Below are 13,346 nucleotides of genomic sequence, written 5' to 3' on the forward strand. Positions count from 1 at the left end.
GCGGGCTCGGTCCACGTGCACAGGATGCCCAGTGTGCGCCGCTGTCATGCCACCGATCACCCGGACAGTATCGGCCTGACCGGCCTGTCCGCCGAGTGACCGAATTTGGTCTAGACCTTGACACCCCCGAATGTGGTCTAGTCCAATCCCTGTGACGTGCGTCGCATCCACGCGGAGGTCAGGCATGGCACGCAGATCGCTGGTCCACCTGTTAGCCGGGGTCACAGTGGCCGCACTGGTCACCACCGGGCTCACCGCCCAGTCCGCGACCGGTGCACCGGAGGCCCCGAACCTGGCCGCGAACGCCGGGTTCGAGTCCGGCCTGTCCGGCTGGATCTGTTCCGGGGGAGCCGCCGTCAGCACGCCGGTGCACTCCGGCAGCGGGGCGGCCTCGGCCACCCCCGCCGGCCAGGACTTCGCCCAGTGCTCGCAGGTCGTCAGCGTGCAGCCCAACTCGCAGTACTCGCTCTCGGCCTGGGTACAGGGCAGCTACGTCTACCTGGGCGCCACCGGCACCGGCACCACCGACCCGAGCACCTGGACCTCGGCCGCCACGTGGACCCAGCTGTCCACCAGCTTCACCACCGGCCCGTCCACCACCAGCGTCACGATCTACGCGCACGGCTGGTACGGCCAGCCCGCCTACTACCTGGACGACGTGTCGCTGACCGGTCCGGGCAGTACTCCGCCGACGACCACCACGACCACGACCACCACGACTCCGCCGCCGACCACGACCACCACCACGACGACTCCGACGCCGAACCAGGGCCTGCCCGCCCACGCGCTGGTCGGCTACCTGCACGCCAGCTTCGCCAACGGCTCGGGCTACCTGCCCATCGCCAACGTGCCGGACCGCTGGAACGTCATCGACCTGGCCTTCGCCGACTCGGCGGGCAACGGCACGGTGGTGTTCAACCGCTGCGGGGCGAGCGAGTGCGCGGGGGTGGAGAGCGACGCGGCGTTCCTGGCCGGGGTCAAGGCCCAGCAGGCCAAGGGCAAGAAGGTGCTGATCTCCATCGGCGGGGCCAACGGCGAGGTGCAGCTGACCTCCTCGGCCGCGGTGACCAACTTCGTCAGCTCGGTCAGCGCCATCATCGACAAGTGGGGCCTGGACGGGGTGGACGTCGACTTCGAGAACCAGTCGGTGAAGCTCAACGCCGGTGACTCGGACTTCAAGAACCCGACCACGCCGATCGTGGTGAACCTGATCTCCGCGCTCAAGCAGCTCAAGGCCCGCTACGGGGACAAGTTCGTGCTCACCATGGCGCCGGAGACCTTCTTCGTGCAGCTGGGCTACCAGTTCTACGGGCCCGGCCCGCAGGGCGCCCAGGACGCGCGGGCGGGGGCCTTCCTGCCGGTGATCTACGCGCTGCGCGACGCGCTGACCCTGCTCACGGTCCAGGACTACAACTCCGGGCCGATCATGGGCCTGGACAACCAGTACCACCAGATGGGCGGGGCCGACTTCCACATCGCGATGACCGACATGCTGCTGACCGGCTTCCCGGTGGCGGGCAACACCAACAACCGGTTCCCGGCGCTGCGCCCCGACCAGATCGCCATCGGCGTGCCCGCCAACCAGAACGCGGGCAACGGCTGGATTCCCACCGCCCAGCTGGACCAGGCCCTGGACTGCCTCACCAAGGGCAGCAACTGCGGCGGGTACGTGGTGCACGGCACGCACCCCGACCTGCGCGGGCTGATGACCTGGTCGATCAACTGGGACAAGTTCACCAACTGGGAGTTCCAGAACAACTTCAGCTCGTACTTCGGCGGCTGAGCGCGGCGTGGTGCCCCGCCGACAAACCCGGCGGGGCGCCAGGTCCGTGCAGGTAAGCTCGGGATCCGGGGCGCAGCAACGCAACACTGGAGGCCGCCATCAGCAAGGGAGAGCTGCTCGCCGAGGGCTGGATCCTCGCGCAGAACGCCAAGGCGTTCGTGGAGGTGGCCAGCACGTTCGCCGGGCAGCAGCTCGACGAGGGCGACTGGCGCTCGGTGGACCTCGGGCTGATCACCAGCGACTCGACCTCCGAGGACGGCTGGTACGAGATGCCCCTGGAGGGTGACACCGAGGTCACGCTGGCCTTCGCCACCAGCCCCGGCACCGACGTGCTCAGCGTGCGCGTGTGGGGCAACGGCTTCGGTGACCTGGCCATCCGGTTCGAGACCGCGTTCATGATCTTCGGGATGTACCGGCTGGAGGGCTAGCCGAGCAGCAGCAGCACCTGCAGCTCGCCGACCAGGAAGCCGATCACGGCGCCGACCGTGATCAGCTTCCACTCGTCCTGGCGGAACGCCGGGCGCAGGATGCCCTCGAACTCCGTCGGGCTCAGCTTCGTCATGCGCTCCACGATGGTGTTGCGCACGTCCAGCGCGTCCTCGGCGTAGTGCTCGGCGCTGCGGGCCGCGGCCGGGATGTGCTCGATGGCCTTGGCCGCCGCGGCGACCTTCATCTCCTGGTACCTGCGCGAACCCACGGCCGCCACCACGAACGGCTTGACCAGCCCGGTCTGCGCGTCCACCGAGCGCTGCACCTCGTTCTGGATCAGCGTGAACAGCCGGTCCGACTTGGGGCCGCGCAGCACCTCCTCGACCACGTTCGGCACGGTGATCACCTCGCGGGCGATCAGGTCCCCGTAGTCGGCGGCCACCTGCTCGCGGCGCTTCTGGAACAGGCCCTGCCAGGTGACCAGCCCGAGGTAGCGCTTCGGCTCGCGCGGGAAGAAGATCATCTTCAGGGCGAGCCAGTCGGTGAACCAGCCGACCAGCAGGCCGAACAGCGGCATGATCAGCGGCTGGTGGGTCAGCGCCCACACGCCCAGCTGCACCAGGCCCAGCGCGAAGCCGAAGTACGTGCCGCAGCGGGCGATGAAGCGGAACTCCGGCTTGGCGATGTCCCGGATCAGCCGGTTGAGCAGCACCTTGTCCCTGGACAGGTTGGTCACCGCCATGTGCCGGATGTCCAGCACCCCGTCGATGTCCTCGATGATCTCGGCGAGCAGATTCTTGACGATCTTCGGCGCCTCGGCCTGCACCTGGCGGATCAGCAGCCGCTGCGCAGCGCCCGGCAGCATCTCCCACAGGTCCGGCTGGTACTGGGACATCACCTCGCGGGTGATCGCCTCCACGGCGTGCAGCAGCGGCTGCTCCACCTCGCGCGCGATCCGCTCCGGGTCGAGCCTGGCCACCACCTCGCGCGGGCTGAGCAGGTTGTTGATCAGTGTGTCGGTGGCCGTGGCCGCCATGCGCTCGGCGTTCTTGGGCAGGATGCCCTGCCAGCCCAGCACCGGCTTGATGCCGACGAACTCGATCGGCTCGAACATCATCTTGATCGCCACGCGCTTGGTCACGTAACCCACGACGGCAGCGATGAACGGCATTGACACGTAGACGGCGAGGTCATGCCAGCTCACGGTGGAGAACCTACCTTCGTTGGGACTTGGTTCGGCAGTCCTTCCCGGCGTGTTCAGTCACGGTCTACGTTCATCCATGAATCTTCTTCACAAAACCGTGAGGGGGTTGTCTTGCGACTGAACCGACGGGGCTTCCTGGGCGGCATGGGGGCTGCGGCCCTCGCGCTCAGCCTTCCCACGACCGCGCTGGCCACCACGCGTCAGCGCGCGGTCCGCACCGCTGGCACCACGCTGGACACCGTTGCCATGCCGCTGGGGGACAGTGGCTACCGCCGACTCACCGCCGGTCCCGGTTGGCCGCTGCTGGTCCGCGAGGACCTGGGCACCGGCAGCCCGGGCCGGGACGACCGGCGCACCCCGCTCGCCTCCTTCGTCCAGTTCACCGACCTGCACCTGGTCGACGCGCAGAGCCCGGCCCGGTTCGAGTACCTGCACCCGCTCGCCGGTGCCGGTGCGCACCGCGTGCAGGAGACCCTGTCCGCGCTCGGTGCCAGCTCGCTGGTGCAGCGGGTGAACAGCCTCGCCTCCGGCCCGTACACCGGGCGCCCCTTCGACTTCGTCGTCGCCACCGGGGACAACACCGACAACCACGAGCTGGTCGAGCTGGACTGGATGATGTCGGTGCTCAACGGTGGCACCATCACCCCGAACACCGGGGACCTGAGCCGGTTCGAGGGCGTGCAGAACTCCGGCAGCAAGCTGTTCTGGAACCCCGAGTCCCCGCTGCTGGACCGGTACAAGCAGGCTGGTTTCCCGCAGGTCCCCGGCTTCCTCGCCGCGGCAACCCGGCCGTTCACCGCCCCTGGCCTGTGCACGCCCTGGTACTCGACCTTCGGCAACCACGACGACAGCGTGGAGGGCACGCTGCCCGCCAACATCGCGCTGCTGGACAAGCTCTACACCGGCGGCGTCAAGATCGAGGGCATGGACGACTCGGCCGCCGAGCGCCTCGCCACGGCGCTGGCCAAGGGGGACCTGGTCACCGCCATCGCCGTGCTCACCGCCAACATCGGCTCGGTCCGCGAGGTCACCGCCGACCCGCGCCGCAAGCCGTTCACCCCGGCCCAGTACATCGCCGCGCACCTGGACCCCGCCAACACCGGCCCCGGCCCGGTCGGCCACGGCTACCGGGACACCGGCACCGCCTACTACTCGTTCCAGGTGGCGCCCGGGGTGCTCGGCATCAGCCTGGACAGCACCAACCCGGCCGGTTGGGCGGAGGGCTCGCTCAGCACCCGCCAGCTCACCTGGCTGGAGGGCCTGCTCAAGTCGGTCAGCTCCCGCTACTACGACGCCGACGGCCACCTGGTGCGCGGCGGCTCCGGCGACCAGCACGTGCTGATCTTCAGCCACCACACCAGCGGCTCCATGACCAACCTGCTGCCCGATCCCGCCCGCCCGTGGGAGGGCAGGCACAGCGGCGCCGAGCTGGTCGCCCTGTTGCAGCGCTTCCCCAACGTGCTGGCCTGGGTGAACGGCCACACGCACGTCAACAGGATCACCGCGCACGGCCACGAGGTGCCGGAACGTTCCTTCTGGGAGATCAACACCGCCTCGCACTGCGACTACCCGCAGCACGCCCGCGTGATCGAACTGGTCGACAACCGGGATGGCACCGTCTCGCTGTTCACCACCCTGATCGAGTCAGCCGCCGGCTACCGCACCGATTTCGGCGACCTCTCCCAGGCCGGTCTCGCCGCCCTCTACCGCGAGCTGTCCTTCAACGACCTGCACGCTTCCGCCACCCGCCTCGGCACCGCCCCCGACCACAACACCGAGTTGATCCTCCCCACCCCCACTACCGTCCGCCCGTAGCCGCCCAGCCCCGAACCAAGTCCCCGCCCCGTAGGGCCATTCCGTGGGGGGCTTGGGGGGCTCGGCCCCCCAAAACAAAAGCGAGGGGCCTGTCTTCGTGCTCTCCACGAAGACAGGCCCCTCGGACACGAGCGGACGACGAGACTCGAACTCGCGACCCTCACCTTGGCAAGGTGATGCGCTACCAACTGCGCTACGTCCGCAACGCCGTGCTGTGCACAGCATATCCCATGCCGAGGGGTGCCTTCACGCGGGGTGTCCCGCGACCCCCAACAGCCGGTCCACCTCGGCCAACCGGTCCGCGGGCAGCCGCCACTCCCACAGCGGGCGGACCTTCGCCGTGACGGCGGGGGACAGCCGGTCGGCGACCTCGTGTCGCAGTTCCCACGCGTCGAAGACGTGCTCGTAGAAGCTGACCACCGCGGCGTTGGACAGGAAGCCGCCCGGCTGGTCGAAGCACCACTGGGCGAAGCCGTAGGACCGGTTCAACAGGTCCTCGTCGGCCGCCCGGTGCGCGTCCACCGCGAGTTGCAGCACCTCGAACAGGAAGACGTGGCAGGACCACGAGTCGCGTTCGAGGTAGTCGCGCAGTTCGGGGAACCGCGCCGACGCCTCACCACGCCACTCCACCACGAGAGAAGGCTACTCACGGGGAGGGCCTTCTCCGGCCGGGGGCGCGAAGCTGACGTCGAGCCGTGACCGGTCCGACACCCGTGGTCAGCACGACCGTGTGAGGCCGATCGGCGGTATGAGGCCGACTTGTCCTCCCAGTATGAACAACTGGGGTTGCCTACCCCTGTTACGTTTGGTTACACCTGATAGTGGGGTCGTACCTCACACTTTCGGTGGCCTTTCCCAGTGAGGGACGGCGCCGACCTGGGCGAGAGGGGCGGAGATGGCAGAGTTCAGCCGCCCGTCTGCGGGGAGGTCCGAGGACGACCGCGCGCTGCTGGACCGGCTGCGAGCAGGCGATGACAGCGCCTTCGGTCAGCTGTTCTCGCGGCACGCCGACGCCGTGCGCAGATTCGCGATGCAGCAGGTCAGGGATGCCGCCGAGGCCGAGGACCTGACCGCCGAGGCCTTCTTCCGGGTGCTCCAGGCGTTGCGCAGGGGATCCGGGCCCACCGACCACGTCCGCACTTACCTTTTAACAGTTGCCCGCCGCGTCTCCTGGGAGTGGAGCGCGCGGCGCAGGGACGTCCCGGTCGAGGACGAGGAGCTCAACCGCCGCGCGGAGCCGTGCGCGGACACCTCGACCCGGCTGGCCGAGAGCACGCTGATCACCAGGGCGTTCACCAGCCTGCCCGAGCGCTGGCGCAGCGTGCTGTGGCAGGTCGAGGTGGAGGGCGAGCGGCCGGCCGTGGTCGCCCCGCACTTCGGGCTGAGCGCGAACGCGACCGCCGCGCTGGCCCGCCGGGCGCGGGAAGGCCTGCGCGCCGCGTACCTGCAGGCCCACCTGTCCGAGGAGCACGGCGCCACGGGCTGCCGCTCGGTCCGGGACAAGCTCGGGGCCTACACCGCGGGCACGATCAAGGGCGTCGAGGGCAGGCGGATCCGAGCCCACCTGCGCGGCTGCGAGTCCTGCCAGTCGCTACAGGGCGAGTTGAGCGAGGTCTGCTCCAGCCTGCGGGCACACGCCGGACTGCTGCTGCCCGCGGTCGGGGTCGGCCTGGCCGCGACCGTCACGCACGTCGCCGCCGGAGGCGCCGGTGTCGGCGCGGTGACCTCGGGCCTGTTCGCGAAAAGCGCCGTGTTCGCCGCCCGGCTCAAGCTGGTGCTGACCGCTGGTGCCGTGGCCGCCGTTGGCGTCTTCGGGCTCACGATCGGGCCCTGGCTGTCCAGCACGAACCTGTCCATCCCCAAGCCGAGTAGCGACCAGAACGAGGCGCAGGTCTGCCTGCCGACCACCGTGCAGGACTCGCCCGGCCAGCCGACCGGCGCCAACGGCCCCGGCACCGCGATCGCGGCCACCCAGGTGCCCTCGGCGCCGGGGGGCACCGGCGGTGGTCAGGCCCAGCGGCGGCCCTCGACTGGCGGCATCCAGCAGATCGCGTCCAACAATCAGCAGCAGTCCTCGGTGGACCAGCCGACCTGGCGCAGCGGGACCGGGGACGACGGCCTTCAGCACACCACCGTGAGCACCGACCCGGGGGTGACGGTGCTGGAGCGGCCGGTCGACCCCGGCGATCCCACCGAGGAAACGGTGATCACCGGGCCGACCATCATGGTGATCCCGGTGACGACCACCACGAAGCCGACGCCGACGACCAAGCCGACCACGACGGGCAAGCCGAAGCCGACCAAGGGCACCGGCAAACCCGCGCCGACCAAGACGGCGGTCCCGACGACCACGACCACGACGCCGACGGTGACCACCACACCGCCGCCGACCAGCCCGAACGGGGAAGGTGACCGGGGTCACTGAGCGCGATCGGCGCAATACCGACAGAATGCGCCGTGACGCTGTGCAGTGAAGTCGACCCGGACGGAGTCCTGGTGCAAGGCAGTTTCACCCTTCGGGCCCAACCGTCTCGCGCTACCGTTGAGGCACGCTCCAGTGTCGAGGCAGCGATCGCGAGGAGGCGGTGATGACGCGCCTGGTACGGGGTGCGGACGGGCGGATGTGGACCGTTCGCGCGCGGATGTCGTGGGCGAACACCGACACCGCTGACGACTTCGAGCACGATGTCGCCGGTGGGCACGGCCCCGGCATCGGCATGATCATGATCTTGGCGATCCTGGCCATCGTGCTGATCGTCTGGACACCGGCCGGTGTGGTCGTGCCCGCGTGGCTGCTGCTGGCCCTGGCCCTGGTCTTCCTGTTCTTCCCGGCCCGCTGGGCCCTGCGCAGGCCGTGGACCATCGTCGCGGAGACCCCCGGCGACCTCGACGAGCACCCGCCGGAGCGCTGGGTCGGCACGGTGCGCGGCGTGCTCAACGTGCGCAACGAGGCAGCCAAGGTGGCCCGCAACATCGAGGTCTACTCGCTGCCCAACGTGGACGGGCCGCTGCAACCGGTCGACTAGGTGATACTGGGCAGGTGCCTGAGCTTCCCGAGGTAGAAGCACTCGCCCACCACCTGCGCGAGCACGCCGTCGGGCGCACCGTCGCCCGGCTCGACGTCGCGTCCCTGTCCGTGCTCAAGACCGCGAGCCCGCCGTGGACCGCGCTGCACGGCAGGGCGGTCACCGGTGCCGGACGGCACGGCAAGCACCTCGACCTGGACTGCGACGGCCTGCACCTGGTCGTGCACCTGGCCAGGGCGGGCTGGCTGCGCTGGGCGGACACGCTCGCCGCGGCCCCGCCCCGACCCGGCGGCAAGGGTCCGCTCGCGCTGCGCGTGCACCTCGGGCCGCCCGGCACCGGCCCCGGGTTCGACCTGACCGAGGCCGGTACCAAGAAGGGCCTCGCCGTGTGGGTCGTCGCCGACCCGCAGGAAGTCCCCAGCATCGCCCGGCTCGGCCCCGACGCGCTCTCGCTGGACCGCGAGGCGCTCGCCGCCCTGCTGGCCGGTCGCACCGAGCGCCTCAAGACCGCGCTGACCGACCAGTCCCTGCTCGCCGGGATCGGCAACGCCTACTCCGACGAGATCATGCACACCGCACGGCTCTCCCCGTACGCCACCGCGGGCAAGCTGTCCGAGGAGGCCGTCGACCGCCTGCACGAGGCCATGACCTCCGTGCTCGGTGACGCCGTACAGCGCTCCGTCGGCCAGGGCGCCGCCCGGCTCAAGGGGGAGAAGCGCTCCGGCCTGCGCGTGCACGCCCGCACCGGCCTGCCCTGCCCCGTGTGCGGGGACACCGTGCGGGAGGTGTCCTTCGCCGACAAGTCCTTCCAGTACTGCCCCACCTGCCAGACCGGCGGCAAGCCCCTCGCCGACCGCAGGCTCTCCCGCCTGCTGAAGTGAGGCGCCAGCCCCGTGATCAGGCGTCGGTGACCAGCACGACCTCCAGGGTGCGTGGGCCGTGCACGCCCTCGACCCGGTCCAGTTCGATGTCGCTGGTGGCCGAGGGCCCGCTGATGAAGGTGAGCGGGCGCAGCGGGTCGAGCCGGGCCAGTGCCTCGGGCACGGTGCCGACGACCTGCGAGGCGAGCACGACGCACAGGTGGTAGTCGGGCAACAGGGTCAGCGCACGGCGGCCCTGGGCGAACCCGGCGTCCAGCACGATGGTGCCGGTCTCGGCGATGGTCACGGCGGACCCGGTCAGCACGCCGTCGGACCCGTCCAGCTCACCGATCGACAGCGTCGGGGAGTCGAGCAGCCAGTCGACCCCGGGTACCTGCCAGGCGGGCGGCAGGTCCACAGGTCCGATGACTCGCCGGGCCCCGCGGGCGGCGAGCCGGGCGGCGATGGTGCTGGTCAGCGCGTCGGCGGTGACGGCGTGCACCTCGGCGCGGTAGTCGGCGATCCGTTCGGCGGCCAGTGCGAGCAGGTCGCCGAGCGGGCGGCTCGCGTGGTAGTCGCGAGGGATCGTCACGGGTGCGGGCCGGTCGGCCAGCGCGGACCGGATCCTGCCGAGCACGGTGCTGCGGGCATCAGCCACGGGTTCGCCTCCACCAACTCCGGAACGACTCCGCGGGCGGCGCGGGCACGTCGCGGGCGGCGGTCCACTTCGAGCCGGGCCAGGGCAGTGCGCTGATCCGGCCGCCGCGGGCCAGGTACCGGGCCAGCGAACCGGCCTTCTGCGCGGCCTCGTAGCGCTTCGGGTCGGCGAGCACCCAGCCGAGCGCGGCCATGGCTATCGCCTCGGGCGTGCGCTTCCCCTTGGCCTGCACGGCTTTCGCCCGCAGGTGCACGAGCACCTCGGGGATGTTGATGCGCACCGGGCAGACCTCGAAGCAGGCCCCGCACAGGGAGGATGCGTAGGGCAGCGAGGCGGCCTGCTTGTCGTGCATGTCGTTGACCAGCTGCGGGGTGAGGATGGCGCCGATCGGTCCCGGGTACACCGAGCCGTACGCCTGGCCGCCGGTCCGCTCGTACACCGGGCACACGTTCAGACAGGCGGAGCACCGGATGCAGCGCAGGGCCTGCCTGCCGGCGCGGTCGGCCAGCGCGTCGGTGCGCCCGTTGTCCAGCAGGATGAGGTGGAACTGCTGAGGTCCGTCGCCGGGCGTGACCCCGGTCCACACCGAGGTGTACGGGTTCATCCGCTCCGCGGTGGACGAGCGCGGCAGCAGTTGCAGGAACACCTCGAGATCGCGCCAGCTGGGCACCAGCTTCTCGATGCCCATCACGGTGATCAGTACTTCCGGCAGGGTCAGGCACATGCGGCCGTTGCCCTCGGACTCGACCACGACCACCGAACCCGTGTCGGCGACACCGAAGTTGGCCCCGGACACGGCGACCCTGGCGGACAGGAACTTCGCCCGCAGGTGCCGGCGCGCCGCCTCGGCCAGTGCGCGCGGCTCGTCGGAGGCCGGCGCCTCGGCCATCTCCCGCTGGAAGATCTCCCTGATCTCCGAGCGGTTGCGGTGGATCGCGGGCACCAGGATGTGCGAGGGCCTGTCGTGTCCCAACTGGACGATCAACTCGGCGAGGTCGGTCTCCACGGCGCGCACCCCGCCTGCCTCGAGCGCCTCGTTCAGCCCGATCTCGGCGGTGGCCATGGACTTGACCTTCACCACCTCCTCGGCCCCCGCGGCACGGGTGAGCCGGAGCACGATCTCGTTGGCCTCCGCGGCATCCCGGGCCCAGTGCACCACCCCACCGCGCGCCGTGACGGCGGCCTCGAAGCGCTCGAGGTAGGTGTCCAGGTTGGACAGGACCTCGTCCTTGACCGCCTCACCCGCGAGCCGGAGCTGTTGCCAGTCGGGCAGTTCCTCGACGGCCTTGGCCCGCTTGTCGCGGATCGTGTGCGTGGCCTTGCGCAGGTTGCGCCGCAGCTGCGTGTCGCCCAGCGCGGCACGTGCCGCCACCGGGAAGGCCGGGGTGCCCAGCCAGGTCACCGGGTTGGTGCCCAAGGCTCCTCCTCAGTGCTGGCAAGGATTTCCGCGAGGTGCAGGGTGGTCACGCCGGTGCGCAGCCGGGACAGGCCGCCGCCGATGTGCATCAGGCAGGAGTTGTCGCCCGCGCTGAGCACCTCGGCGCCGGTGTCCAGCACGCAGCGCATCTTGTCGCCGAGCATCGCCGTGGAGGTGTCGGCGTTCTTCACCGCGAAGGTGCCGCCGAAACCACAGCAGGACTCGGCCTCCGGCAACGCGACGAGGTCGATGCCGCGCACCGCGCGCAACAGCTCCAGCGGCTTGTCGCCGACGCCGAGCATGCGCAGCGAGTGGCAGGTCGGGTGGTAGGTGACCCGGTGCGGGAAGTAGGCGCCGACATCGGTTACGCCGAGCACGTCCACCAGGAACTCGGACAGTTCGTACGTGTGGGTGAACGCCGGGGCGCTGCCGTGCAGTTCGGGGTGCACCTCGCGGATCATGCCCCCGCAGGAGCCCGAGGGCGCGACCACCGCGTCGTAGCCCGCGAAGGTGCGCGCGTAGTCGGCGGCCAGCGGCCTGGCCGCGTCCCGGTAACCGGTGTTGTAGTGCATCTGCCCGCAACAGGTCTGCTCCATGGGGAACTCGACCGTGCAGCCCAGCCGCTCCAGCAGCCGCACCACGGCACGGGCCGTCGCGGGGAAGAAGGTGTCGGTCAGGCAGGTGGCGAACAACCCGACCCGTGGGGCTCCTGGCACGCCGACCACCCTGCCTGCCAAATCATCGGATGTCTACCGGAGCGATCGGTCCGGACGCAAAGTAGTCGACCGTTCACCGATCAGCGGGTGCCGTCAGCCTGAAGGGAGCTTGCCGACCGGCCCGGTTCAGCGCAGCATTGCCTGGTGGTCGAGCTCCTGACCGAGCAGACAGTGCTCGGCATCATCGCGACGCTCGCCGTGCTCGGGCTCTTCGTGCTCCTGTGCCGCGCACGGCGGGTGAGCACGTCCGTGGACGAGGCCGTCGCCGATGCGCTGCACCGCATGTCCAAGGCCGCACCGGACCTGCGGGAAGGTCTCACGCCCGACGCAGCCGACAAGGCGTGCAAGAACCTGGTCGAGCTGCTCAAGTGCGTGGCGGTCGGCATGACCGACGAGCGCGGTGCGCTGCTGTCCTGGGACGGTGACGCCAACGAGCACTACGTGGACCTGCAGGACGCCATCGCCAAGGCGATCAGCGGGGAGAAGCGCGAGTTCGTCGAGCACGACACGCTGGAGTGCAACGACAAGGGCCAGTGCAAGATGCGCCAGGCGGTGATCGTGCCGCTGACCGTGGAGAACAAGACCAGGGGCGCGCTGATCATCGTCGGCGGGGTCGGCAGCAAGCGGCTGTACCGGATGTCCCTGGAAGTCGCCCGCTTCGTGTGCACCGAGCTGGAGCTGGGCGAGTTGCAGGAGCACCGGCAGCGGCTGATGCAGGCCGAGGTCAAGGCGCTGCGGGCGCAGATCTCCCCGCACTTCGTCTACAACGCGCTGAACACGATCGGCTCACTGGTACGCACCGACCCCGAGCACGCCCGCGAGCTGTTGCAGGACTTCGCCGAGTTCACCAGGTACTCCTTCCGCACCAACGGCCTGTTCACCACGCTGGCCGAGGAGCTGCGCAACGTCGACCGCTACCTGACCATCGAGCGCGCTCGCTACAACGAGCGGCTCAACGTGCGCCTGCGCATCTCCCCGGAGGTGCTCAACGTGGTCGTGCCGTTCCTGGTGGTGCAGCCGCTGGTGGAGAACGCGGTGCGGCACGGGCTGGCCAACAAGCCGGGCGGCGGCACGGTCACCGTGGTCGCGCAGGACAACGGCGGCGAGGCGCTGATCAGCGTGGAGGACGACGGCATCGGCATGGACGCCGACCTGCTGCTGGACGACCTCAAGGACGCGCACAAGACCGGGGCCCACGTGGGCATCGGCAACATCAACAACCGGATGCGCACGGTGTTCGGGGACGACTACGCGCTCATGGTGGAGACCGCGCCCGACGCGGGCATGAAGGTCACCATGCGGGTGCCGAAGTTCAGCCCCGGCGTGCGACCGGTGCTGGCCGTGGTGCAGGACGACCCGGCCGCCGACGGCGAGGGCGAGGGCAACCGCCCCGAGCCGGACGGGCGACGGGGACGGCTCAGCCCGGTCCGCTGAGGGG

At 70.3% G+C, this 13,346-nt stretch carries 12 protein-coding genes and 1 tRNA gene; 7 read left to right on the forward strand and 6 right to left on the reverse strand.

Annotation, left to right across the window (positions count from 1 at the left end; genetic code table 11):
* Positions 1 to 184: 184 nt before the first annotated feature.
* The gene (locus tag KALB_RS00420) at positions 185 to 1,783 is read left to right on the forward strand and encodes a chitinase (protein ID WP_025353751.1); all 1,599 of its coding nucleotides are present in this window, start codon (positions 185 to 187) and stop codon (positions 1,781 to 1,783) included.
* Positions 1,784 to 1,947: 164 nt separating this feature from the next.
* A complete protein-coding gene (locus KALB_RS00425; protein ID WP_148309309.1) occupies positions 1,948 to 2,211 on the forward strand; it encodes a hypothetical protein in 264 nt (87 codons plus the stop codon).
* Here the strand turns inward: KALB_RS00425 and KALB_RS00430 are convergent.
* Positions 2,208 to 3,383, reverse strand: a complete 1,176-nt coding sequence (locus KALB_RS00430) for a DUF445 domain-containing protein (protein ID WP_042220059.1) — start codon at positions 3,381 to 3,383, stop codon at positions 2,208 to 2,210. The genes KALB_RS00425 and KALB_RS00430 overlap by 4 nt on opposite strands.
* A gap of 144 nt (positions 3,384 to 3,527) precedes the next feature.
* On the opposite strand from KALB_RS00430, the gene KALB_RS00435 reads away from it, so the two are divergent.
* Positions 3,528 to 5,231 (forward strand): TIGR03767 family metallophosphoesterase, encoded by a 1,704-nt coding sequence (locus KALB_RS00435; protein WP_236650145.1) that lies wholly within the window; start codon positions 3,528 to 3,530, stop codon positions 5,229 to 5,231.
* Positions 5,232 to 5,361: 130 nt separating this feature from the next.
* On the opposite strand, the gene KALB_RS00440 is transcribed toward KALB_RS00435, so the two are convergent.
* Positions 5,362 to 5,434 (reverse strand) — tRNA-Gly (locus KALB_RS00440).
* Between the two features lie 43 nt (positions 5,435 to 5,477).
* Complete coding sequence (locus KALB_RS00445; RefSeq protein ID WP_025353755.1) at positions 5,478 to 5,864, reverse strand: DUF7674 family protein; 387 nt, start codon at positions 5,862 to 5,864, stop codon at positions 5,478 to 5,480.
* 262 nt (positions 5,865 to 6,126) lie between these two features.
* On the opposite strand from KALB_RS00445, the gene KALB_RS00450 reads away from it, so the two are divergent.
* From KALB_RS00450 to KALB_RS00460, 3 genes are all read left to right on the forward strand, one after another.
* The gene (locus KALB_RS00450; RefSeq protein ID WP_025353756.1) at positions 6,127 to 7,656 is read left to right on the forward strand and encodes a sigma-70 family RNA polymerase sigma factor; all 1,530 of its coding nucleotides are present in this window, start codon (positions 6,127 to 6,129) and stop codon (positions 7,654 to 7,656) included.
* Positions 7,657 to 7,819: 163 nt separating this feature from the next.
* Positions 7,820 to 8,257 (forward strand): hypothetical protein, encoded by a 438-nt coding sequence (locus tag KALB_RS00455; RefSeq protein ID WP_025353757.1) that lies wholly within the window; start codon positions 7,820 to 7,822, stop codon positions 8,255 to 8,257.
* 14 nt (positions 8,258 to 8,271) lie between these two features.
* A complete protein-coding gene (locus tag KALB_RS00460; protein ID WP_025353758.1) occupies positions 8,272 to 9,138 on the forward strand; it encodes an Fpg/Nei family DNA glycosylase in 867 nt (288 codons plus the stop codon).
* Positions 9,139 to 9,154: 16 nt separating this feature from the next.
* On the opposite strand, the gene KALB_RS00465 is transcribed toward KALB_RS00460, so the two are convergent.
* Genes KALB_RS00465 through KALB_RS00475 form a run of 3 tightly spaced genes read right to left on the reverse strand, consistent with a single transcriptional unit; the run spans position 9,155 to position 11,908 of the window.
* Positions 9,155 to 9,775 (reverse strand): LutC/YkgG family protein, encoded by a 621-nt coding sequence (locus KALB_RS00465; RefSeq protein WP_025353759.1) that lies wholly within the window; start codon positions 9,773 to 9,775, stop codon positions 9,155 to 9,157.
* Entirely contained in the window at positions 9,768 to 11,192 is a 1,425-nt protein-coding gene (locus KALB_RS00470) for a LutB/LldF family L-lactate oxidation iron-sulfur protein (protein WP_025353760.1), read from the reverse strand. Before KALB_RS00470 ends, KALB_RS00465 begins: the two co-directional genes overlap by 8 nt.
* Positions 11,174 to 11,908: a (Fe-S)-binding protein gene (locus KALB_RS00475; RefSeq protein WP_411931137.1), complete on the reverse strand. Its 735-nt coding sequence runs from the start codon at positions 11,906 to 11,908 to the stop codon at positions 11,174 to 11,176. The genes KALB_RS00470 and KALB_RS00475 overlap by 19 nt, the downstream gene beginning before the upstream one ends.
* 144 nt (positions 11,909 to 12,052) lie before the next feature.
* On the opposite strand from KALB_RS00475, the gene KALB_RS00480 reads away from it, so the two are divergent.
* Positions 12,053 to 13,342 carry a sensor histidine kinase gene (locus tag KALB_RS00480; RefSeq protein WP_025353762.1) on the forward strand — a complete coding sequence of 430 codons (1,290 nt, stop codon included), beginning with the start codon at positions 12,053 to 12,055 and terminating at the stop codon, positions 13,340 to 13,342.
* Positions 13,343 to 13,346: the final 4 nt, after the last annotated feature.

This window comes from Kutzneria viridogrisea DSM 43870, assembly GCF_000525635.1.
Lineage (GTDB): Bacteria > Actinomycetota > Actinomycetes > Mycobacteriales > Pseudonocardiaceae > Kutzneria > Kutzneria viridogrisea.